Below are 20,931 nucleotides of genomic sequence, written 5' to 3' on the forward strand. Positions count from 1 at the left end.
TCAATCATCATGAGTGAATCTTTTAGTTTCGACGAAATCGATACTGCATGCATCAAAGCTCTTATCTCCAATCCGAGAGGATCATGGCGAGAACTGAGCCAGATTAGTGATGTCCCTGAAAAAAAGTTGTCTCGACGTCTAGGTAAGTTGCTAGATGACCAAGTTATACGAACTGCAATTGAATTAAATCCTGTGGTTGCTAATAAGGGTTACACCGTTCATGTCTGGATCAGTGTGAAATTTGGGAAGGAAAAAGAAGTTGCGCAATTTTTTGCAAACCGTCCAGAAGTACGCATTGTTTTTCTAACCACAGGACTTGCAGATATTTTCCTTGAAATTGGATTAGAAAAGGCCGCCGATCTTTCTGTTTGGATGCATGATTTTGTTACGCATATTCCGGATATTAAAACCGTAGAAACCCAAGCCGTATTAAAACCATTTACTTGGGCAAGCAAACCCAAAGCTTTAGAAGGTACAAGCGATAAAAACGTCAATTTTAGAAGTTTGACTGAAATAGAATTAAAAATGATTCATGCTCTGTCTATTGATGGGCGTTCATCTATTAAAAGTTTGGCAGAGCAAATCGAACTCAGTGAACATAAAACTCAGAAATTATTGAATGATTTATTGGAAGAAGGCATTTTCAACATTCGTGTCGATGTAGAACCCAGTTTGATGGGCTATAAGTCCGAAGCGATTATTTTGATTAAAGCTCGTCCAGATGCAGCAAATCAAATTGCCAAAACCTTGTCTGAACTTAAAAACACACGCTGCCTATTTGGCATTAGTGGAGATTCACAATTTTTCTGGCATGTCCTATGTAATGATTTAAGTGATTTATGGAAACTCATTACAGAAGATCTTGGTAATTTTGAAGGCATTCAATCTTGCAATACCAACATGGTGACATTGGCATTAAAACGTGCAGGATTTATGCGAAAAATCAGCAGCGCGCAGTTATTTTCAAATTTAGATTAAAAAAAGAACCGCAAATGCGGTTCTTTTTTTAACGATTTTTACGCTTCGTTTGGATTACTCAATTCCGTCATCGGCCAACGCGGTGTAGTTGTAACAGACAAACCATCATGCTGACCCGCTTTAAGACGCTGATAACCTGCAAACGCAATCATTGCACCATTATCTGTACACAGCGCAGGTTCTGCATAAAACACATTTGCACGGATTTTTGCCAAGTCAGCTTCTAAGCGCTCACGTAAACGCTTGTTTGCACTTACACCACCGGCAATAACTAAACGTTTTAAACCAGTTTGTTTTAAGGCCTTCACTGATTTTTTCACCAATGTATCAACCAACGCTTCTTGGAATGATGCAGCGATATCCGCCTCACGACCTTCGCCTTCAACTTTTTTCAATTGAACTGAAACGGCAGTTTTTAAACCACTAAATGAAAAATCTAAACCTTGGTGTAGCATTGGACGTGGAAATTCAAAGGCATTGATGTCGCCATTGATCGCCAATTTCGAAATATTTGGACCACCTGGGTATGGTAGACCCATCATTTTAGCGACTTTATCGAATGCCTCACCTGCTGCATCATCAATCGACTCACCCAATAATTCATATTGACCAATTCCATAAGCAGCCATCAATTGAGTATGTCCGCCAGAGACTAAAAGTGCCACAAATGGAAATTCTGGTGGAGTTTTAGACAACAGCGGCGCCAACATATGACCTTCCATATGATGTACACCAATTGCAGGTTTATTCAGTGCAAATGCCAACGTACGACCAAACAATGCGCCTGTCATTAATGCACCCATCAAGCCCGGCCCGCGAGTATATGCGATGGCATCAATTTCAGATTTATCCATCTGACTTTCTTCAAGCAATTGTTTTAATAACGGAATTAACTTACGCACATGGTCACGTGAAGCTAATTCAGGTACCACACCACCATATTCTGCATGCAGTTTGATTTGGCTATACAATACTTGTCCGCGTAATCCTTGCTCACTATCGTAGAGTGCGAGTCCTGTTTCATCACACGAAGTTTCCAAGCCTAAAACGATCATTAAACTGCCTTTTGCCCATTTCAAAATATTGCGAAACCTATTATAGACTTGTGATATGAGATGTAAATGAGTAAAATACTGACCTTCACTTGTGATCAAGGGTAATTCGACCCGAGATCTTATCCATAACTTAATGAGGATTCTTCATGCCACAAGTTAAATTGAAAGAAGGCGAACCAGTAGACGTAGCTATCCGTCGTTTCAAACGTTCATGCGAAAAAGCGGGTGTTCTTGCTGACGTTCGTAAACGTGAATTCTACGAAAAACCAACTCAAGAACGTAAACGTAAAAAAGCTGCTGCTGTTAAACGCTACCAAAAGAAATTGGCTCGCGAATCAGTACGTACTACTCGCCTTTACTAAGATTAATTTGTGATTGATTGACTAACCTGGACAAGATAAATGACTACTTTAAAAAACCAAATAACTGAAGTTTTAAAAGCCGCTATGCGTGCTAAAGAAATGGACAAGTTAACGGTAATACGTAGTCTTCAGGCAGCAATCAAGCAAATCGAAGTCGATGAGCGCATAGAGCTTGACGATAAGCAAGTTCTTGCGGTCATTGAAAAGCAAATCAAACAACGCAAAGAATCGGTTAAAGCCTTTTTAGGTGCAAATCGAGATGATTTAGCTAGTAAGGAACAAGCCGAGATTGAGGTGTTATCTCAATTTCTACCAGAAGCTATGACTGAGGAAGAACTTGATTCCATCATTGCGCAAACAATTACTGCGCAAGAAGCTACTAGCATGAAAGATATGGGTAAGGTGATGAACTCTCTACGTCCGCTCATAGCCGGACGTGCCGATCCTGCACAAGTTTCAGCTAAAATTAAAGCGAAACTCTCTTAATCTTTCATCTATATTGTTTGATTTGGTCTATTTAAGTACGCTGATGACTTAAATAGCCAAATTATCCAAATTCAAAAATAATTCAAATTCATTCATCATTTATAATTATCTTTCTTATTTAACGATTTCATACTTACAAATATCTCGCCAACTTCCATCTACTGGATTTTGAATTGCAGCTTGTTCGATTTCAATCAATTTAAAATTTGCTCGTTCACATAGACGTCGTGCTTGCTTGTTCTCTACATCTACAAAAGCGTTTAATTGCTGAAATCCTAGATCATTCAATAATTGATCCACAAATAACTGCAAAGCTTCTGTCATCAAACCCTGCCCTTTAAATTCAACATTTCCACAAAATCCAACGGCAGCTTGGTTTTCCATCCAATTGATTTGATGAATATCCATGACACCTAAAAAGTTATGCGACTGTTGCTCACGAATCACATAAACAAAATTTTCCTTATTTAACGCTGCCAACACTCTCGAATCACAACATGCCAATGAAGCATCTAAATTAGGTTCTTGTAAGGACCAAGCCAAACTTGCAGGAAATATTCGTAAGGTTTCTATACTTTGACAAATAGCCTCATAAAGTGCTTTTGCATCGTGGCGCTGAATCAACTGAAGCGTGATTCTGCCATGACTCATACCAAAATCATCGAGTTTCATTTTTATTCAGTTTCTCGTGATGATTTAAAATGCTTATCAATTTATTTTTAATTTAGGGCACATTGCACATTATATTTTTTTAATAATTGCATCTCTTTTGATGCGATCACCTGCTGAATCACATCCTGCTTATTCATATTACGGTACTCACGATCTAAAAATGCACGATTTTCGTCTGCAGCACGATATAGATCATTTACATAAGTCTGAACAATACCGCAGTATTTCACTTGCTGGTCTGCTTTAAATCCCTGTTGCTGTGGGTCTAACTGACTAAAAAATTGGCGTACATCAGTTTTATATTTTTCGTTAATATCATTCACAGCAATCACATATTGTTCTGCGCTAGCTGCTGCAATATTCGTTGCTAAACCCAACAGACAGGCCACCAAAATCATATTTTTCATTTGTAAGTTCTTAATCATAAACATTTTACATCCAGCTAGTTTACACTGATTAATCTAAGCCACTAAAACTACAATTTGCACTTTATAATCAACATAGATAAGTGCATCACAGTTGAAATCTTTATATTTTTAATTTCCGTTCATTTTGCATTTCGTCTACACGCTGCTTGATTTTCGCAGCAAGACTTTTCGAGTCTTTGGCGATGCGCTGCGCCTGTAGCAAAGATTTAATCGCCCGTTCTTCATCCCCGCCCCAATACTCTACCTCAGCTCGATATCGCAGCACATTGACCGAACGGAAGCTTGCATCTTTATCTGCATCAGCCATTTGCAACATCAGTCGCCAACCACTCAAGTCGCGTGGATTTGCTTGTAAAAATCGCTGTAGAATCAGTTGTGCTTGCGCATATTCTTTGTTTCGAATCAAAGCCTCTGCATATTTATAATTTAATGCACGATTTTCAGGCATGATGATTGCCGAACTTTTCACAGCGTTCACGGCTTCAGCCGCTTTGTTTTGTCCCAACAGCACATCGGTCTGCAAAATAGTAAAAAGTGCATGCGATGCATTTTGTTTTGCCGCTTCATTCAATAACTTTTGAGCAGCACTAAAGTCGCCTTGTTTAATATGCAAGCTCACCAAAGCCAACTCAGCTGCATAATTCTTTTGCGCCACCATCGCATTTAATTGCAATTCAGTCGCCTGACCTGAGAGTACTCGACTATACCAGCGCAGAATTTCAAAATCTTGATCAACCAAACTAGTTTTAACTTGAGGCAACTGATTGGCACGTAAGCGTGCCTCGCTCATACGTTCCGTGGTTAAAGGATGTGTCAACCAAAAATCAGGCAGAAAGCTCACTCGACTCGTAGAGCGATGCATCACTTCAAAAAAGTCAGCCATGCTTTGCGGATTGTATCCTGCACAGTACATATACTGCATCCCGATGCGGTCTGCTTCACGTTCTTGGTTTCGGCTATAGGTTAGCTGTTTATCCATTAAAGCGGCTTGTGAACCCATCATTACAGCCGCACCCACATCACCATCTGCCTGTGAGGCCACCAAGGCCCCGACCAAGATACCGGCTAGGGACAATAAACCTTGCCCATTAAAAGCTTCTTGTGAACGACTGTAATGACGTTGTGAGACATGTGCAATTTCATGCGCCATCACCCCTGCCACTTCATCCATGTTGCGAGCTGAATTAATTAATCCAGCATTTAATGCAAATAAACCACCAGGCACAGCAAAAGCGTTAATTTGTGGATCATTAATTAATAACAAGCCGACCGGTTGATTAAGTTGAGTTTGGCTCAAAATATGCGTAAAGACAGATAAAAGACGATCTTCCATCCACGGATTTTCAGTCACAGGAAGTTGACGATGCACCTCACGATACACTTTCTCACCAATGGCACGTTCTTTTTGTTGATCCAACAAGCCAACGCCACTACCTATTTCAGGCACAGAAAATTGTGGGGATGAACTAAAATCTACGGACTGCGTCTGCGCCAATGTCGAACAAAGCCCGAGACCACATGCCAGTAAAATCTTTTTCAAAGTCTATTCTCTAAATTTCATATTCGTACTTCATCGAATATAGCATTGAATTTTGGTGAATTATGGAGAAAACTGTTGTGATTGTTTATTCAAATTTTGGATTGACCACATAGCGTGGCGCGCGTTCATGTACCAAAACATCCACTAGATTTTGATAAGCCAACTCTGCCATACGTTTACGGGTTGCCGCTGTTGCTGAACCCACATGGGGTAATGTCACGACATTGGCTAATGTAAATAATGGCGATTCTTGAAGTGGCTCTTGCTCATACACATCTAAGCCTGCTGCAAAAATTTGACCACGACTTAATGCATCGATTAAAGCGGCTTCATCAATCACTGAACCGCGTGAAATATTGACCAATACCGCATGCGATTGCATCAAGGCCAACTCACGTTCACCAATTAAAGCTTTCGATTCTGCATTTAAATCCACTGCAACGACCACAAAGTCAGCACGTTGCAACAAATCATCCAAATCGCAATATTGCGCTGATAAAGATTCAGCCAATTCAATTTTTTCTCGGCGATTATGATAGAGTACATTCATATTAAAGCCGTAGCGAGCACGACGCCCAATGGCTGCGCCAATATGTCCTAAGCCAATAATTCCGATGGTTTTAGCAAAGATATCCATGCCAAATTGCTCAGGACCCACTGTACGCTTCCACTGCCCTTGTTTGGTCCATTGATCCAATACAGGCACTTTACGTGCTGCACTCATCAACAAGGTAAATGCTAAATCTGCTGTAGTTTCCGTCAATACATGCGGAGTATGGCTCAACCAGATATTTTTTTGATTTAAAAATGCTAGATCATAGTTGTCATAACCGACACTTACACTTGAGATGACTTTTAATTGTGATGCATGGGCTAAATTTGAGGCATTCAACAAACGTCCCGCACCAATCATGGCATCAGCATCTTTTGAATGCTCAAGAATTTGCTGATTCACATCGCCCAATTTAGGACTAATTTGGAAAACTTTAAATTGTTGTTCTAAACGTTGGATTATTTCTTGATCTATTTGACTAAAAACCACTACTTTTTTTTGCATAAATTTTCCATTTACGTAATTTAAGTATTTTGTCCTGCCTTGTTTTGCATAAATTGCCATAGGCGTTTTTTCAATAAAGGCTGTTCAATCATTTGCTGTAAAGATGCCAATGGATACACCTTCGCATGCTCTAAATGCGGAATATCGCCTAGGCAAATGACATTTTTATCCAAGCTCATCGCATCGATAAAACCCTGTACATAAGATGCTGCACCACGACCATCTTGCAAATTCACCCAGCCAAAAGGCCACTGTAAGGCAAAAAAATCGGCACTGACTGCGCGCTGAATATTGCTCCACAAAACTTGCTGCTCTGCCGTTAATTCTGTGGCATCAATGACAATGACACAGTGCATTAAACAGATGGCTTCTAAGTTAAACGAAGGGATTTGAACAATTGGACGAACTTCAACAGGCTCAACAACCTTTGGTTCATCTTTAGGTGCTTCTACAGATTGACTTACAACAATATCAACGTTCTTTTTAAGCTCAGTCTGTGATGAAACAGGCGTTGGCTGAGACTCATTTTTGACTAGAATTTCAGAGACTATTTCAGGAGCCGCCTGATCTCGCCAAATATTTGAGCTAAATTGCTGACACGGTGCTGCCTGAGGAATCCATATATCAATTCCCATTGCCGCCATTATGCTTCGCTGATGCCCAATCATGCTTTCATTTTCACCTATTCAAGGCTTGATATTCTAACGGGATTCACTCTGTTTTGCTGAACTTTTATAAATCAATTAGATCATACTATTTCTTTAAAGATTCTGTAGACTTGCTCAGACTAATTTTGACTTAAAATTAAACAATTTATTCATAAATCAAGCCGCTATAAATAATTATACGATCATCAAACTATTTTTCTTTTGCATTAGTTCAACTATCTCAGCTGATTCAAATCCAATACGCCAATATAATAGTTGCAAAACATCCAACTCATCTTGCGTGATAATTCGATCATTCCATAAACATATTTCAGCAACCCCAAGAATGCTTAACCGCTCACGCAGCAGCAGCCCAGAAATATCATTTAGGATTTCAGCCAAATCAATTGGCTCATCAGATATATCGCGATAGAACTCAAGTTCTTCTTTCGTTAAGATTCGATTGAGGATTTTTTCACGCACTTCGAGTTGGTTGTCACTGTTAATTTGTTGCACATGCAACAAGGCATCAATCAAACGCACAATACTCGGTTTTACATCTTCTAAAGATGTAGGTGTATGTGCAGGCAACAGATTTAACTCATATTTGACTGTTTCAAGTAATAATGCATCGAGCAAACCGATTTCACCATCTTCCTGAATAATTTTGGCCAGCTTGGTTAAGAACTGCCGTGAAATTGTTGCTGGCATGGTACCAATATTTTTACATGCCTCATGAAAAATTGAGATATGCACACGACCATCAAGATTCAATAAGGCATCCACAATCGCACGACTGACTTCAGCTTCAGTCGGAATAAATTCTCGATACTGACGAATCATTAAAATCGCAACCATCACCTCACGCGAACCGGTTGCAGTTTGTAAGGCACGTTGGATCAATTCAGGCCGCTGCCAATTTTCACGAATCTCAGGGTTCAACGGTTTAATTGCATCTCTTATCGCAAAACTAATCGGTGACAAGCGCAGTAAAGGTAATGGTTGTGGCGAGTTCCATGGTGTTGCAACATCTGGACTAGCTTCTTCTAGTGAACGGAATAAATAAAATAGCGGCTGGTTTCGCAGTTTTTTTAAATTTTCTAGTTGCAGGTCATGAATGAGCGCTGGATTTAATTCAAAAATGCGCTGTTCAATACTCGGATGAATATTCATCCAGTTTTGCGGACTGAGTGAGTTTGCAAAACACATATGAGAAATCGATTCCGCATATTCACTATGAATTTGCGAACCTGAATGATGCACATAAATCCTTAATAAGGTTTGAATATTGGCATCATTTTGAATCAGACGTTTGGTTTTCTGATCATTACGATAGGTTCGAGAACCCAAAGAGATATATTTAATAAAGCGGGAAATCAATACACCTAAGCTTCCGATCAACCAAATGACCGCGCCAATCGCAACAAAAAGGGTTTCAAACTTATTGTCCCGTGCTTGTCCATTTTTATAGAAGCCACGTTTTGCAATTTTACTGCCCCACTGACTAAAGGTCGTCAACCCGCTATATAAGATTTTCAAACGGGTATTTTCCGCAGCTTCCCCCGACAAGATCTTATTAAATTCATGGCTCAGCAAACCATACATTTCCATCTCATCTAGGGTTTGTAAGGCGCCCCAAGTTAAAATGATCGATGTATCTCGAGGGCTAAAACCAGCGGTGAGCGCATTCACACCCACTTCATCAGGTAAGACATAAAGTGCGGGAGTATCGATTAGAAAGGTATCTGCCAGCTGCTCAGTCATACGCAGTGCAACACTTTCTTCAGGAATACTTTCAATCAGACTCAGACGTCGCGCACCTAACTGTTTGGCAAGTGAATAACCACCTAAACGAAAGGTGTAAAAATCATAGAGAACAGAAACCAACATAATCAGCAGCACAGCCGCCACTAAAAATGGGCTAAGGACATGCCAATAGATAGACTGAGTGGAATCATAATAATCCACAATTAAACCGACAATTACATTAATAATTGCGACGGTCAAAAACACTGCCGCCATACACATGGTGACAGGCCAAAACATATTTTTGTTTTTTATAAAATCATAACCCACACGTCTCAATGTAATACCCTTAAGCTACATTGTCTTTTGTTTGCTCATCATAAATGAAAAAAGCGGGAAATTCCCGCTTTTTCAGTATGTTTTCAGCAGATTATTCTTCGCGAACACCTGTTAAATCCACAGAAGCTGCATCAATGTTAACATCGATATAAGCTGGCTTTTCATTTTTTGCAGAGTCATTACGCTTACGCTCTAATGCTGCCAAATATTCAGCATCAATACCACCTGCCACATATTTACCATCAAATACCGAGCAATCAAAGTCTTGTAACTCAGGGACTTTCTTGGTGCGTACTGCAGATTTTAGATCTTCCAAGTCTTGGAAAATTAGGCGATCAGCACCAATAATTTCACGAATTTCTTCAACGCTACGTTCAGACGCAATCAGTTCAGATTTGGCTGGCATATCAATCCCGTACACGTTTGGATATTTCACCATCGGTGCAGCAGATGCAAAGAATACTTTTTTCGCACCCGCATCACGCGCCATTTGAATGATTTCATTACAAGTCGTACCACGTACAATCGAGTCATCAACCAAGAGTACGTTTTTGCCTTGGAACTCTAGCTCTACAGGGTTGAGCTTTTGACGCACAGATTTCTTACGAAGTTGCTGACCCGGCATAATGAAGGTACGACCGATATAACGGTTCTTCATGAAGCCTTCACGGAATTTCACACCTAAGGTATTTGCAAGTTCTAGCGCCGAAGTACGTGAAGTATCAGGAATTGGGATCACGACATCGATATCGTGCTCATCGCCCCATTCACGTAGAATTTTCTGAGCAAGTTTTTCGCCCATTTTCAAACGTGCTTTGTAAACTGAAATACCATCAATAGTCGCATCTGGACGCGCAAAATATACGTATTCAAAGATACAAGGACGATATTCAGGGGTTACTGCACACTGCTTGGTCGACATCACGCCATCAGCAGTAATATAAATTGCTTCACCCGGTGCAATATCACGTTCAACCTTAAAGCCGAGCGCGGTAATTGCGACAGATTCAGACGCAATGATATATTCCATACCATTTTCAGTTTCACGCGAACCGTAGATCAATGGGCGAATACCATTTGGATCACGGAAACCAACAAGGCCCTGACCGGTGATCATAGCAACAACCGCATAACCACCTTTGCAACGTTCATGCACACGTGATACCACGTGGAATACATCTTCAGCGCTTGGTGTAAGTTTTGCGCGTTTTTGCAATTCGTGAGCAAATACGTTTAATAATACTTCTGAGTCTGAATCGGTGTTCATATGACGTAAGTCAGTCTTGAACAAGTCATCATGAATTTCAGCAGCATTAGTTAAGTTACCATTATGTGCAAGCGTGATGCCATAAGGTGAGTTTACATAGAATGGCTGAGCTTCAGCACTGCTTGAAGAACCAGCAGTTGGGTAACGAACATGGCCAATACCATAATTACCCTGTAATGCACGCATATGACGTGTGTGGAACACATCACGCACCATACCCGTATCTTTACGCAGGAATAAACGACCATCCTGACAAGTTACGATCCCGGCTGCATCCTGTCCACGATGTTGTAACATCGTTAACGCATCAAACAACATTTGGTTAACAGGTGATTTACCAGCTATACCAACTACTCCACACATAGCAACCTCGCAGACAAGCTAGGGTTAATAAAAAGGATTATTTGTTGACTCACCCGATCCAGAACGTCCGTGCTTGTTCTGCGACTCAGATGGGAGGTCTGAAGATTTCTGAGCATCTTCAGACTGAATATGATGAAGTGCTTGATTTGCAGCATCTTTGGACAATTCGGTTGCCCAAGGCGCATATGGCAATAATGACTGAACCATTTTAGATTGTTTCCAATGTGGTGAACTTTCTACCCAAGGACCTAGCCCCTGCATAGTGATCAGCACCACCAACAATCCTTTTAAGCTTCCAAAAACACCACCTGCCAGTCGATTTAACGGACCGAGCTTTAATGTTTTCAAAATACTGTTCAATAACCATGTCGCGACCCAAGTCATGACTACAATCAACAATACAATAAATGCGAACGCGGCAATCTTCTGTACCACTGGATCTGTACTTAAAGATGTCATCGAAGGTGCAAGGACGGTTGCATACTTTGCCGCAATGACAAGTGCAAGAATCCATCCAATGAAGTTCGCAAAGGCTTTTACAAATCCTTGACGCAAACCGTTAAGCCCTCCAATGAGCAAAATAATCAGTATAAAGATATCAATGGTATTCATGATATTTACAATGCGTCTACGCAGTCTTTTACAAGTGTCGGACCTGTATATATGAGGCCACTATACACTTGTACAAGGCTTGCTCCTGCTTTTTGTTTCGCAACAGCATCCGCGCCCGACAAAATACCACCAACACCGATCAATGGAATTTGACCGTTTAATACTTTAGCAAAAGCCGCCAAACATGCCGTACTTTTTTCAAAGACTGGTGCACCGGATAGACCACCAGCTTCATCGCCAAATGGAAGGCCTTCAACACCTTCCCGTGACAAAGTCGTATTGGTGACAATCAGACCATCAATTTTAAATTTTAACAATTGTTGGGCAATAAAATTAATGTCTTCAGGTTCTAGATCTGGTGCAACTTTAAGTACTAAGGGTACATAATGTTGATTTTCATCCGCCAACTCGAGTTGACGTTTCTTGAGCGTCTCTAACAGTTCAGTCAAAGCATCACCGCTTTGTAAGCTGCGAAGATTTTTTGTGTTAGGAGATGAAATATTAACGGTAATATAAGAAGCGTAGTTATAAACTTTTTCTAGACAAATCAGATAATCGTCAACTGCTTTTTCAACAGGTGTGACTGCATTTTTACCGATATTGATCCCAAGTACACCCTTAAATTTTGCAGCTTTGACATTTTCGATCAACTGATCCACGCCATCGTTGTTAAAACCCATGCGGTTAATAATGGCTTTTGCTTTCGGTAAACGAAATAAACGAGGTTCAGGGTTCCCTGATTGTGGAAGTGGTGTAATTGTACCAATTTCAATAAAGCCGAAGCCCTGGCTCGCCAGCGCATCGATATAAGCACCGTTTTTATCAAGACCGGCTGCTAAACCAACAGGATTAGGAAATTCGATTCCCATACATGTCACTGGTTTAGACGCCACGTTTTGACGCATCATTCCCATCTTGTGAGAAGATTTCAACAGCGATAATGTCAGCTCATGTGCACGCTCTGGTGCTAAAGTAAACAACAAAGGGCGGGCTAGAGAATACAACATATCTATAAAAGTCTACTGCTTTTTAAGTCGGCATATTATAGGCACAGCACAGATAAAACACCATGCTTAGCAGATCTTTATTTTTACCGATTATTGTACACTCGCTGTTAATTTAACCTGTCCTGCTTCAGAACTTAATTCCATCTTTTCAATACTTAAGCCCATTTGAACCAATTGCGTCAAAAAATTGGCCAGAATTGCATAATTTTCATGCATCACTGCAATCTGTATTTGCTCACCGACTTGTTGAGATGCTACTGACAAGCCCTGTTGTTGCGATACACGCTGAACTTTTTCCAACGCGCTCAGTTGTGTATCACCTGCTGGCTTCATCGTGACGGCATTACTTTGCATCCAAACAACAGTATCTTTGAGTTCATTCACGCGCTTTTGTTGAAAATTTGCAGCTTTGTTCATATAAAACAGTGCCGAACCAATCGCTGCCACTACAACAAAAATTGTGGTAAAGATCACCATGACTCGTTCACGAGTAGAAAGTTGGTCTAAATAATCAGTGATGCGCTCAATTTGCCCATCTATACGTTGCTGTAGGTTTTCCATTTTTATCATTATTGTATTTTCACCAATCCAATCGCGCCGTTGGCACTTGGTTGAATATTCCCTAATTCGACTTTAAAACCTTGTTGTTTTAATTGATTAGTTAGGGTTTGTAATACTTCTGCGGAATTAGCTTTTAACTCCATATTCAGCATCGAGGATTCATAGCTCACACGATTTGCAGAAATTTGGTTTTGCATTAGAACAGGACCAACACGGCTCAGTAAGGACAGCGCCTGCGCATTGCCGGTTTGACTCTGACGCAATTGTGACTCGAACTGGCTTTTCAGCGTTTGTTCAGTGACAGGATAGCTTTGCCCAAACCAATATTTAAACTGATCAATCGCTTGTGCCGCAGTGATATTGGCCACTTTTTTGTATTGATACCAACGAACTGCATCATAGCTAAACTGTGTAATTACAGCCGCGACCAAAACTGCTGCACATGCTTTCCAATAACCGCTTACACCCGTATTGGTTTTGGCTTTCGGCAAAACATTGAGTGGATGTTGTTTCGGTTTTTTTATATTGGGTAATTCATAATGAAACGATTCAATGTGATCATGCGTTACAGTGGCTTCAAGACTATGCGTCTGATCTGAACTTAGATTTGAAATCTTATAGTTCGGCTGACCAATTTGATAATCTAAGTACAATGCCAAATCATCAACAGACTGACCGACATATTCACTATTTCGGACCAATAAATGACCGCTGACATTTGCCAAAACATGTTGCCCTGCTTCTGGACTTGGCAAGACCAAAAAGTCAGGTAATAACGAAATGACTTTCACAGGGATTAGTGTCAAAGCATGCTGCATCGTTTCGACTGCACTATGCGCAACCCCCATGACCGTTAATTCATCTGGACTTTGAAAATGATGCAATACTTTCATTGCATCCAAAGGCAAAATGACATATTCCTCAAGTAAATATTTTACGCCGTCTGGGCCAAGTTTTTTATATTGGTTTTTTGGAAAATTTTGCTGAATGATTTGTACATCACGACTTGGAAAGAAAACAACCGCTTCCTTTCCCGCATATGGCTGAATTTCCTGAATCAATTGTTCAAGTGTCGATGACTGCTTCCAGAAATCCCCTTCTGACCATTGCCAAACCCCATTGGCTTCGGGCATCCATAAATACAACATTAATTTTTCTGCCGTTTTAATTGGTTTTTATGTTGATGGTATAAACGTTTTAATTTGTGTTGATAACCCTGGAGCAATGACCGCTTGTTCATAAATGCGCGCTTCTGCCAAAGCATAGGGATTAAAATATTCTGAGACCAAAACACTGGCCATATGTGCCACAACGTTCATATGGCACACCACCACAATAGACTCATACGGTAAATGTGACAACCATTCCACTGCAACTTTGGCATCATCTTCCGGTTTGATGGCATTACAAATAACCACAGGCACATGTGGAAAATGTTTTTGCAAAGATGAAAGTGTTTGCTGCGCACGCAGTAGCGGACTCACCACAAAAACGTCTGGTTGAATTATATCTTTCAAATATGCTGCAGTTTCTGCCGCTTGAGTTTGTCCGCGCGCTGTTAAAGGACGCTTTTCATCAATCCCCATTACTGGCGGAGCAGCTTCGCCATGCCTAACCAATGTCAGTTGCATAAAATTTCCTTATTCTATTCCGCACATTATATACAGCCAGTATGACAAAGCTATGTGTATTGCATATTAATCAGCAAACTTAAACTTGCTGATGTGGCAAGACAAATTCAACATCACTGCGATGGCCATTTTTCATCAGTGACAATGCAATATTCAGTGCCGGTGCACCTTCAAAAATCACTTCGTACAAGGCACTGGTAATTGGCATATACACACCCAACTCCTCAGAGCGTGCGCGTACTTGCACAATGGTATTAATCCCTTCCGCAGTTTGTCCCAGTTCTTTGGTGGCTTGTTCTAAGCTTTTACCACTACCGAGTGCAAAGCCGACTTGGTAATTGCGGCTGAGTGGGCTACTACAAGTTGCAAATAAGTCACCGACACCAGATAAACCTAGGAATGTTAATGGGTTTGCGCCTAATTTCACTGCAAAGCGGCTCATTTCTGCCAAAGCACGTGTCAAAATCATACTCTTGGTATTTTCACCGACACCATAAGCCGCAGCTAGACCCATCGCGACTGCATAGATATTTTTCAGAGCACCGCCCAATTCCACGCCATGCACATCATCACTGGCAAATACACGGAACAACGCACTGTGTAGCGCTTGTTGAACTGCATAACGAACCAGTTCAGATTGGCTTGCAATCACAGTCCCCGCAGGTTGTCCTGCAACAATTTCCTTCGCCAAGTTTGGCCCTGAAAGCACACCATAAGGGACTTCAGGAAGTTCTTCACGAATAATATCGCTCATAAAGCTAAAGGTATTGGCTTCAATACCTTTGGTTAAAGACACCACTGCTTGTGAGGTTATAAAAGGTTTGATCTGCTGTAAAACACTACGGAAAGAATGGCTCGGAATAGCCACTAAAATAATGTCACGATTACATACTGCTTTTTCTAAATCTGAAACAGCGAGCAAACCGGCTTCTAATTGAAAATCTGGCAAGTAACGTTTATTGATATGTGTTGCATTGATATCCGCAGCCACCGCCTCATCACGAATCCATATCATGGTGTCACAGCCATTACGTACTGCAGTATTGGCCATCGCAGTACCAAAACTCCCACCACCCAACACCGTAACACGCAGTGCCGTTTTTTGGTCTACTGACACAGGGCTAACAAGACTTGCAAAATCAAGTTCTGACATTGTTCTTTTATCCTAATTTCTTTACTGATCGGTCTTGTTCAATCGACCTATTTTTCACTTTTATTGGTTTGCTTTATGCCAATGGCTTACAAAATCAGCAGACTGTATTTCAGCACGCGGTGGAATTGCTTTCACTGCTGTACCGATATAAATTATGCCTGAAATCAAATCGTTTTCCGTTAAACCCAAGGCTTGTTTAAACAATTTAGATTCAACCACCGCCCCACTACGCCACATAGTTGAAAAGCCCTGTGCTTGTAAAGAGAGCAAAAAGTTTTGTACTGCTGCGCCTGAACTTAAAATTTGTTCGAAATGCGGAACTTTGGGATGATCTTGTAATTGAGTTAAAGCCAAAACCAATAGTGGCGCACGAAATGGATGGTGTTTCACACGTTCCAACTGCGCTTCTTCTGTTTGTCCAGTATCGGCTAAAGCATGTGAAAGCAACTCACCAAATGCTTCACGTTCAGTTTCAGGAATAATCACGAAACGCGTAGGCTTAAGACGATGATGATCTGGCGCCGTTAAAGCGGCTTGAAACGCATTTTCCAATTGCTCAGCATTCGGCGCAGGTTCAATTAAATGACCAATCGACTGACGCTGATGAATATTTTGATGAACTGTATCAACTGCTGATTTTAGAATTGACATCTATACACTGTACTTTAAAACGTTTGCTCAAGATTAGCATATTCTCAATAACTTACTCTAGAATGTTTGCATCAGACTCGGTGCTTATTTGTTAAGTCAGCTTTATTCACAGATTTACTATAAAAAAACCGCATAACTTGTACAGCAGTTCCCTGTTCTATAAGAAATTTTATGTTCAAATAAATCAAATTGTTTCTAACTCGGGGCACCGTATGAAAAAATTCAACAAAACTGTTGCCATTGTTAGCACGCTAAGCGCAACTGTGCTTTTAGCTGCATGTACATCTACGCCAACAAAATCTTTAGCGATTCAAAAACCAAATAATCAATATGAAGTGACTGCCGTAGGTAAAACCAGTTTAGCGGCAAAAAATAATGCAATTGCAGCTGCAAATAGTACCTGTGGTAAAAATGCGACCCCTGTCGTGGTGGATGAAAAGCAAGAATACAACGGAGTTTTAAAAGGCGTGGTCGATGAAAAGACAGGTCAAATGATTCAGGCGGCGGCTGGCGTACTTGGCACCATTACTGGAAATAGCGGCAGCATCAGCAAAGATGATGATTACCAAACCGTACTAACCTTTAGTTGCCGTGCAAACTAAAACGCTAGTCTGTGATTTTGTTTTGCCATTAACTCAAAATGAAATAGTCGACATGAAATAAAAAAGCCTGCAAATCTGCAGGCTTTTTAGAAGCAAAATTAGCAATAACCGTCTAAACGGGTTAAAGGTAATTTTTGACCAATGGCTTTTTCAATTTCAGGTAATGAAAAAGCATCATCTTCAGACAAGAAACTAATACTCACACCACGAGTACCCGCACGACCTGTACGACCGATACGGTGTACATAATCATCAGACTGTTCAGGAAGTGTGAAGTTCACTACATGAGAAACACCATCGACATGGATACCACGACCCGCAACGTCTGTTGCAATCATGATGTTATGTTGACCATTTTTGAACTGATCAAGCATTTTCAAACGTTTATCTTGAGCGATTTCACCTGACAACATCACCACTTTATAACCATCTTTTTTGAGGTGATCATAAAGTTTACGCACTTGATCACGACGGTTGGCAAAGATCATGACCTTTTCAATTGGTTCATCACGTAAGATGTCTTCCAATAATTTATATTTATCAGACTTCGCCACCATGTAGACACGTTGCTCTACATCTGCATTGGTTTTTTTCTCAGGTTCAATTTCAACAGTTACTGGTTCAAACAACCATTGCTGTGCCAAATTTAAAACGTCATAACTAAATGTTGCAGAGAACATCAAAGTTTGTCGTTGTTCTTTACGTGGTGAAAAGCGCACGATACGTTTCACTGAAGGAATAAAGCCCATATCTAATAAACGGTCAGCTTCATCAATCACTAAAAATTCTATTTGATCGAGCCAAACTTCTTTTTGTTCAACAAAGTCAATTAAGCGACCCGGTGTCGCCACCATAATGTCGACAAAATTACGATTTAATAGATTTTTTTGCTTATCAAAATCTACCCCACCGAGCAAAGTCATGACATTGAGATCAGTGTATTTCACTAATTCTTTTGCATCACTTTCAATTTGCAAAGCAAGTTCGCGCGTTGGTGCAAGAATCAATGCACGCGGTTCACCACGATAACGCTGTTCCTTAATTGGATTATTCAACAAGTCATTGATCACACTGACCAAGAAAGCCGCAGTCTTACCAGTACCAGTTTGAGCACGACCAATAGCGTCATGTCCAGCCAATGTAAATTTTAAAACCTTTTGCTGAATAGGCGTCATATCCTTAAAACCTAAAGCATCAATGGCTTTTTTAAGGTTCGGATGTAAATTTAAGGTTTCAAAACCTGATGACATATAGATGTGCCCTAATTGAATAATCACAAAATTGCTAAAGCATTATAAACAAAAAACGCCCCAATTTACATTGGAGCGTTTTTGAGTACATTCAGACGATTAGTCTAAAGGTTGTACTTCTTCAGCTTGGAAGCCTTTTTGACCTTTAACAACGCTGAATTCTACGCGTTGGCCGTCACGAAGTGAACGGTGGCCTTCGCCCATAATTGCGCGGAAATGAACGAATACGTCGTCGCCGCCGTTACGTTGAATAAAGCCAAAGCCTTTAGTGTCGTTGAACCATTTAACAACGCCTTGTTCACGAGCTGTCATAAGTTAATCCTTATCGTATTTAAAAAAGAAGGACCACCCGGTGTTGCAAACAGCAGACCAAACAAGGTTAAAAAAAATATTTTTATTTCTAAGCTTGTAATCATTCTGTAAAACTATCAACAAAATCCCGGTTACATCCAAATATATCAAGAGTTAAGAGGCTTCACAGCCAACAAAAATCTTAACAACGCAACGAGCTTAACACGGGTTTACCGCAATTAATAGATTTTTTTGATCTATTTTCCTTTTGAATATTCTTATTTTTTCACATCGTTTGAGTTATAAATCACAAAGGATTTTTACCTATTTTAGGTTGGGATTTGGCACTGTATTTGCTAATATTTCCATTGAAATGTAAACATGTTGGATCTGCTTCGTGAGTGACAGCCAAAATTCGCTTTTAACTGTGGATGCAATGGGTAAACCCTGCCCGATGCCACTATTGATGCTCAAAAAAGCTTTAAAGAAAAGTCCAGACCAATCTTTATTGTTAAAGTCATCCGATCCGCACAGCCAACAAGATGTATCACGATACTGTCAAATACATCAGTTAAACTGTGAAATGCGCAAAATTTCCGATTCTGAGTTTCATTACTTGATTGAATCTTAAAAAGATTCAGTTAAACTAAATTGCTTCATAATTGAATAAAAGTTTACATTTCTATACCCAATTTTCCATAATTTACGGAAATATTGGATTAAGATGAATCTTAGTTATTGGGCTTACCCATTTTAATTCTCAAGGAGAAAACATGAGTGACAGCAGCAATCAATTGATGCCCCTGTCATTATCGGCACCTGGGGTGAATCTTGGTGCTTATATTAGTACTGTTAATCAGATTCCAATTTTATCGGCCGAACAAGAAAAAGAGCTGGCCGAACGTTATTATTATGACCAAGATTTAGACGCAGCTAAAATGCTGGTGATGTCACATCTTCGTTTTGTTGTGCATATCGCACGTAGCTATGCAGGCTACGGTTTGCCACAAGGTGACCTGATTCAAGAAGGTAACTTGGGCTTAATGAAAGCGGTAAAACGTTTTGACCCAAACATGGGCGTACGTCTCGTATCTTTTGCTGTGCATTGGATTAAAGCAGAAATTCATGAATATGTGATTCGTAACTGGCGTATTGTCAAAATTGCGACCACTAAAGCGCAGCGTAAATTATTCTTTAATTTACGTAGCTTAAAAAAGTCATCTAAAAAATTAACTTTGGCTGAAGCACAGTCGATTGCCAATGACTTAAATGTAACACCTGAACAAGTCTTGGAAATGGAAGGCCGTTTAACCGCTTATGATGCTGCCTTTGAAGCTCAAGGTGATGACGACGATGAAGGTTCGACCCATGTCGCTCCTGCCCTTTATCTCGAAGATAACCGTTACGACCCTGCGCGTTTAGCTGAAGATGAAGATTACGAAGAACAAAGCACTTCAGCTTTACATGAAGCCATGGATCAGTTGGATGACCGTTCACGTAACATCTTACAACGTCGCTGGTTAGATGACGAAAAGTCGACGCTGCATGAATTGGCGGCAGAATATAATGTATCTGCTGAACGTATTCGTCAGTTAGAAAAAAATGCGATGGAGAAAATCAAAGTCGCAATGTCTTCAAACTAAGTTGAAGGCTTTTCCCAGTCATTCCAAAAAAGAGCATTTCGATGCTCTTTTTTTGTTTCTGAATAGTATTGAATGACAGGCTGTAACACAAAAACTTTGGGCATTTTTGCTTTAATCCTGCACTCTAAATATGCTATGGTTATGCGCAAATTTTGTTAAGGTGAATGCACATGTGGATTGCCATTTCCGCACTTAACTTAGCTTTTGCTGTAATGCTTGGTGCCTTTGGTGCACACGGATTAAAAGCTCGCGCGACTGAAGCCCAAGTGGCTTGGTGGCAAACTGCAACGGACTATTTCTTTTATCATGCACTGGGCTTACTTGCCCTCGCGATCTTATCCAAAGTCATTCCCCAACTTCCAATTAAAGCTAGTTTCCTCCTTATACAAGTTGGTATTTTCTTCTTCTGTGGTTCTTTATATGTGATGGCTCTAGGCTTACCACGTGGTCTCGGTGCAATTACCCCGATTGGTGGAGCGCTGATGATTGCTGGATGGCTCATATTGGCATGGAATGCGTTTAAATACGCAAAATAATCAACAGCAGATATTGGTCTTACTCAACAGGTAAGGCAGCAAGAACGGAATCCG

Annotated in this window: 24 protein-coding genes; 7 read left to right on the top strand and 17 right to left on the bottom strand. The window is 40.4% G+C overall.

The genetic code is table 11. The features are described from left to right. The first annotated feature begins 9 nt into the window (after positions 1–9). A complete protein-coding gene (locus tag AC25JC_RS01355; RefSeq protein ID WP_486923308.1) occupies positions 10–978 on the top strand; it encodes an Lrp/AsnC family transcriptional regulator in 969 nt (322 codons plus the stop codon). 38 nt (positions 979–1,016) lie between these two features. On the opposite strand, the gene tsaD is transcribed toward AC25JC_RS01355, so the two are convergent. Next, positions 1,017–2,033, bottom strand: a complete 1,017-nt coding sequence (tsaD, locus tag AC25JC_RS01360) for a tRNA (adenosine(37)-N6)-threonylcarbamoyltransferase complex transferase subunit TsaD (RefSeq protein ID WP_180023873.1) — start codon at positions 2,031–2,033, stop codon at positions 1,017–1,019. 146 nt (positions 2,034–2,179) lie between these two features. Between tsaD and rpsU the strand changes: the two genes are divergently transcribed. Continuing rightward, on the top strand, positions 2,180–2,395 hold the full coding sequence (rpsU, locus tag AC25JC_RS01365; protein WP_001136722.1) for a 30S ribosomal protein S21: 216 nt from the start codon (positions 2,180–2,182) through the stop codon (positions 2,393–2,395). Positions 2,396–2,434: 39 nt separating this feature from the next. Then, positions 2,435–2,881: a GatB/YqeY domain-containing protein gene (locus tag AC25JC_RS01370; RefSeq protein WP_078193617.1), complete on the top strand. Its 447-nt coding sequence runs from the start codon at positions 2,435–2,437 to the stop codon at positions 2,879–2,881. 114 nt (positions 2,882–2,995) lie between these two features. On the opposite strand, the gene AC25JC_RS01375 is transcribed toward AC25JC_RS01370, so the two are convergent. The 14 genes from AC25JC_RS01375 to AC25JC_RS01440 all read right to left on the bottom strand — a co-directional run bounded on the left by AC25JC_RS01375 (position 2,996) and on the right by AC25JC_RS01440 (position 16,555). Then, a complete protein-coding gene (locus tag AC25JC_RS01375) occupies positions 2,996–3,553 on the bottom strand; it encodes a GNAT family N-acetyltransferase (protein ID WP_180023874.1) in 558 nt (185 codons plus the stop codon). 47 nt (positions 3,554–3,600) lie between these two features. Further along, complete coding sequence (locus tag AC25JC_RS01380; protein ID WP_180023875.1) at positions 3,601–3,960, bottom strand: hypothetical protein; 360 nt, start codon at positions 3,958–3,960, stop codon at positions 3,601–3,603. Positions 3,961–4,081: 121 nt separating this feature from the next. Continuing rightward, positions 4,082–5,521, bottom strand: a complete 1,440-nt coding sequence (locus AC25JC_RS01385; protein ID WP_486923309.1) for a M48 family metalloprotease — start codon at positions 5,519–5,521, stop codon at positions 4,082–4,084. A gap of 85 nt (positions 5,522–5,606) precedes the next feature. Beyond that, positions 5,607–6,578 (bottom strand): 2-hydroxyacid dehydrogenase, encoded by a 972-nt coding sequence (locus AC25JC_RS01390; RefSeq protein WP_180133013.1) that lies wholly within the window; start codon positions 6,576–6,578, stop codon positions 5,607–5,609. Between the two features lie 20 nt (positions 6,579–6,598). Continuing rightward, positions 6,599–7,246: a hypothetical protein gene (locus tag AC25JC_RS01395; protein ID WP_180106617.1), complete on the bottom strand. Its 648-nt coding sequence runs from the start codon at positions 7,244–7,246 to the stop codon at positions 6,599–6,601. 174 nt (positions 7,247–7,420) lie between these two features. Next, positions 7,421–9,310 carry a M48 family metalloprotease gene (locus AC25JC_RS01400; RefSeq protein WP_180007308.1) on the bottom strand — a complete coding sequence of 630 codons (1,890 nt, stop codon included), beginning with the start codon at positions 9,308–9,310 and terminating at the stop codon, positions 7,421–7,423. 91 nt (positions 9,311–9,401) lie between these two features. Then, positions 9,402–10,940: an amidophosphoribosyltransferase gene (gene purF / locus AC25JC_RS01405; RefSeq protein WP_180115235.1), complete on the bottom strand. Its 1,539-nt coding sequence runs from the start codon at positions 10,938–10,940 to the stop codon at positions 9,402–9,404. A 24-nt stretch (positions 10,941–10,964) separates the two neighbouring features. Continuing rightward, positions 10,965–11,552, bottom strand: a complete 588-nt coding sequence (locus AC25JC_RS01410) for a CvpA family protein (protein ID WP_078188866.1) — start codon at positions 11,550–11,552, stop codon at positions 10,965–10,967. Positions 11,553–11,557: 5 nt separating this feature from the next. Next, positions 11,558–12,559 (bottom strand): quinone-dependent dihydroorotate dehydrogenase, encoded by a 1,002-nt coding sequence (locus AC25JC_RS01415; protein WP_078188867.1) that lies wholly within the window; start codon positions 12,557–12,559, stop codon positions 11,558–11,560. Between the two features lie 90 nt (positions 12,560–12,649). After that, positions 12,650–13,129, bottom strand: coding sequence for a type II secretion system protein GspM (gene gspM, locus AC25JC_RS01420; RefSeq protein ID WP_168378926.1), 480 nt, complete (start codon positions 13,127–13,129; stop codon positions 12,650–12,652). After that, positions 13,129–14,268, bottom strand: coding sequence for a type II secretion system protein GspL (gspL, locus tag AC25JC_RS01425; protein WP_486923310.1), 1,140 nt, complete (start codon positions 14,266–14,268; stop codon positions 13,129–13,131). The genes gspM and gspL overlap by 1 nt, the downstream gene beginning before the upstream one ends. A gap of 27 nt (positions 14,269–14,295) precedes the next feature. After that, positions 14,296–14,751, bottom strand: coding sequence for a phosphoglycerate mutase family protein (locus tag AC25JC_RS01430; RefSeq protein WP_180102679.1), 456 nt, complete (start codon positions 14,749–14,751; stop codon positions 14,296–14,298). 79 nt (positions 14,752–14,830) lie between these two features. Continuing rightward, on the bottom strand, positions 14,831–15,904 hold the full coding sequence (locus AC25JC_RS01435; protein ID WP_078188874.1) for an NAD(P)H-dependent glycerol-3-phosphate dehydrogenase: 1,074 nt from the start codon (positions 15,902–15,904) through the stop codon (positions 14,831–14,833). A gap of 60 nt (positions 15,905–15,964) precedes the next feature. Then, on the bottom strand, positions 15,965–16,555 hold the full coding sequence (locus AC25JC_RS01440; protein ID WP_171525909.1) for a nitroreductase family protein: 591 nt from the start codon (positions 16,553–16,555) through the stop codon (positions 15,965–15,967). Positions 16,556–16,767: 212 nt separating this feature from the next. Here AC25JC_RS01440 and AC25JC_RS01445 point away from each other — a divergent pair, with 212 nt between their 5' ends. Then, on the top strand, positions 16,768–17,157 hold the full coding sequence (locus AC25JC_RS01445; RefSeq protein WP_078188876.1) for a hypothetical protein: 390 nt from the start codon (positions 16,768–16,770) through the stop codon (positions 17,155–17,157). A 98-nt stretch (positions 17,158–17,255) separates the two neighbouring features. Here the strand turns inward: AC25JC_RS01445 and rhlB are convergent, their stop codons facing one another. Then, a complete protein-coding gene (gene rhlB, locus AC25JC_RS01450; RefSeq protein WP_180003018.1) occupies positions 17,256–18,407 on the bottom strand; it encodes an ATP-dependent RNA helicase RhlB in 1,152 nt (383 codons plus the stop codon). A 99-nt stretch (positions 18,408–18,506) separates the two neighbouring features. Continuing rightward, complete coding sequence (locus tag AC25JC_RS01455) at positions 18,507–18,719, bottom strand: cold-shock protein (RefSeq protein ID WP_005014923.1); 213 nt, start codon at positions 18,717–18,719, stop codon at positions 18,507–18,509. A 415-nt stretch (positions 18,720–19,134) separates the two neighbouring features. Here AC25JC_RS01455 and AC25JC_RS01460 point away from each other — a divergent pair, with 415 nt between their 5' ends. From AC25JC_RS01460 to AC25JC_RS01470, 3 genes are all read left to right on the top strand, one after another. Then, positions 19,135–19,329 (top strand): sulfurtransferase TusA family protein, encoded by a 195-nt coding sequence (locus AC25JC_RS01460; protein ID WP_078189214.1) that lies wholly within the window; start codon positions 19,135–19,137, stop codon positions 19,327–19,329. Positions 19,330–19,471: 142 nt separating this feature from the next. Further along, entirely contained in the window at positions 19,472–20,341 is an 870-nt protein-coding gene (rpoH, locus tag AC25JC_RS01465; RefSeq protein WP_078188879.1) for an RNA polymerase sigma factor RpoH, read from the top strand. Between the two features lie 170 nt (positions 20,342–20,511). Next, positions 20,512–20,877, top strand: coding sequence for a DUF423 domain-containing protein (locus AC25JC_RS01470; protein WP_180115239.1), 366 nt, complete (start codon positions 20,512–20,514; stop codon positions 20,875–20,877). The last annotated feature ends 54 nt before the right edge of the window (positions 20,878–20,931 follow it).

It is taken from the genome of Acinetobacter sp. P37 (genome assembly GCF_057480965.1).

Bases quoted from the DNA above. Each gene is read 5' to 3' on its own strand.
- AC25JC_RS01460 (WP_078189214.1), top strand. From the start codon at position 19,135: ATGGGTAAACCCTGCCCGATGCCACTATTGATGCTCAAAAAAGCTTTA.
- AC25JC_RS01440 (WP_171525909.1), bottom strand. From the start codon at position 16,555: ATGTCAATTCTAAAATCAGCAGTTGATACAGTTCATCAAAATATTCAT.
- AC25JC_RS01455 (WP_005014923.1), bottom strand. From the start codon at position 18,719: ATGACAGCTCGTGAACAAGGCGTTGTTAAATGGTTCAACGACACTAAA.
- AC25JC_RS01415 (WP_078188867.1), bottom strand. From the start codon at position 12,559: ATGTTGTATTCTCTAGCCCGCCCTTTGTTGTTTACTTTAGCACCAGAG.
- rhlB (WP_180003018.1), bottom strand. From the start codon at position 18,407: ATGTCATCAGGTTTTGAAACCTTAAATTTACATCCGAACCTTAAAAAA.
- AC25JC_RS01470 (WP_180115239.1), top strand. From the start codon at position 20,512: ATGTGGATTGCCATTTCCGCACTTAACTTAGCTTTTGCTGTAATGCTT.
- gspL (WP_486923310.1), bottom strand. From the start codon at position 14,268: ATGTTGTATTTATGGATGCCCGAAGCCAATGGGGTTTGGCAATGGTCA.
- rpoH (WP_078188879.1), top strand. From the start codon at position 19,472: ATGAGTGACAGCAGCAATCAATTGATGCCCCTGTCATTATCGGCACCT.
- AC25JC_RS01435 (WP_078188874.1), bottom strand. From the start codon at position 15,904: ATGTCAGAACTTGATTTTGCAAGTCTTGTTAGCCCTGTGTCAGTAGAC.
- purF (WP_180115235.1), bottom strand. From the start codon at position 10,940: ATGTGTGGAGTAGTTGGTATAGCTGGTAAATCACCTGTTAACCAAATG.
- AC25JC_RS01445 (WP_078188876.1), top strand. From the start codon at position 16,768: ATGAAAAAATTCAACAAAACTGTTGCCATTGTTAGCACGCTAAGCGCA.
- AC25JC_RS01380 (WP_180023875.1), bottom strand. From the start codon at position 3,960: ATGAAAAATATGATTTTGGTGGCCTGTCTGTTGGGTTTAGCAACGAAT.
- AC25JC_RS01430 (WP_180102679.1), bottom strand. From the start codon at position 14,751: ATGCAACTGACATTGGTTAGGCATGGCGAAGCTGCTCCGCCAGTAATG.
- AC25JC_RS01395 (WP_180106617.1), bottom strand. From the start codon at position 7,246: ATGATTGGGCATCAGCGAAGCATAATGGCGGCAATGGGAATTGATATA.
- gspM (WP_168378926.1), bottom strand. From the start codon at position 13,129: ATGATAAAAATGGAAAACCTACAGCAACGTATAGATGGGCAAATTGAG.
- AC25JC_RS01390 (WP_180133013.1), bottom strand. From the start codon at position 6,578: ATGCAAAAAAAAGTAGTGGTTTTTAGTCAAATAGATCAAGAAATAATC.
- AC25JC_RS01410 (WP_078188866.1), bottom strand. From the start codon at position 11,552: ATGAATACCATTGATATCTTTATACTGATTATTTTGCTCATTGGAGGG.
- tsaD (WP_180023873.1), bottom strand. From the start codon at position 2,033: ATGATCGTTTTAGGCTTGGAAACTTCGTGTGATGAAACAGGACTCGCA.
- AC25JC_RS01355 (WP_486923308.1), top strand. From the start codon at position 10: ATGAGTGAATCTTTTAGTTTCGACGAAATCGATACTGCATGCATCAAA.
- rpsU (WP_001136722.1), top strand. From the start codon at position 2,180: ATGCCACAAGTTAAATTGAAAGAAGGCGAACCAGTAGACGTAGCTATC.
- AC25JC_RS01375 (WP_180023874.1), bottom strand. From the start codon at position 3,553: ATGAAACTCGATGATTTTGGTATGAGTCATGGCAGAATCACGCTTCAG.
- AC25JC_RS01370 (WP_078193617.1), top strand. From the start codon at position 2,435: ATGACTACTTTAAAAAACCAAATAACTGAAGTTTTAAAAGCCGCTATG.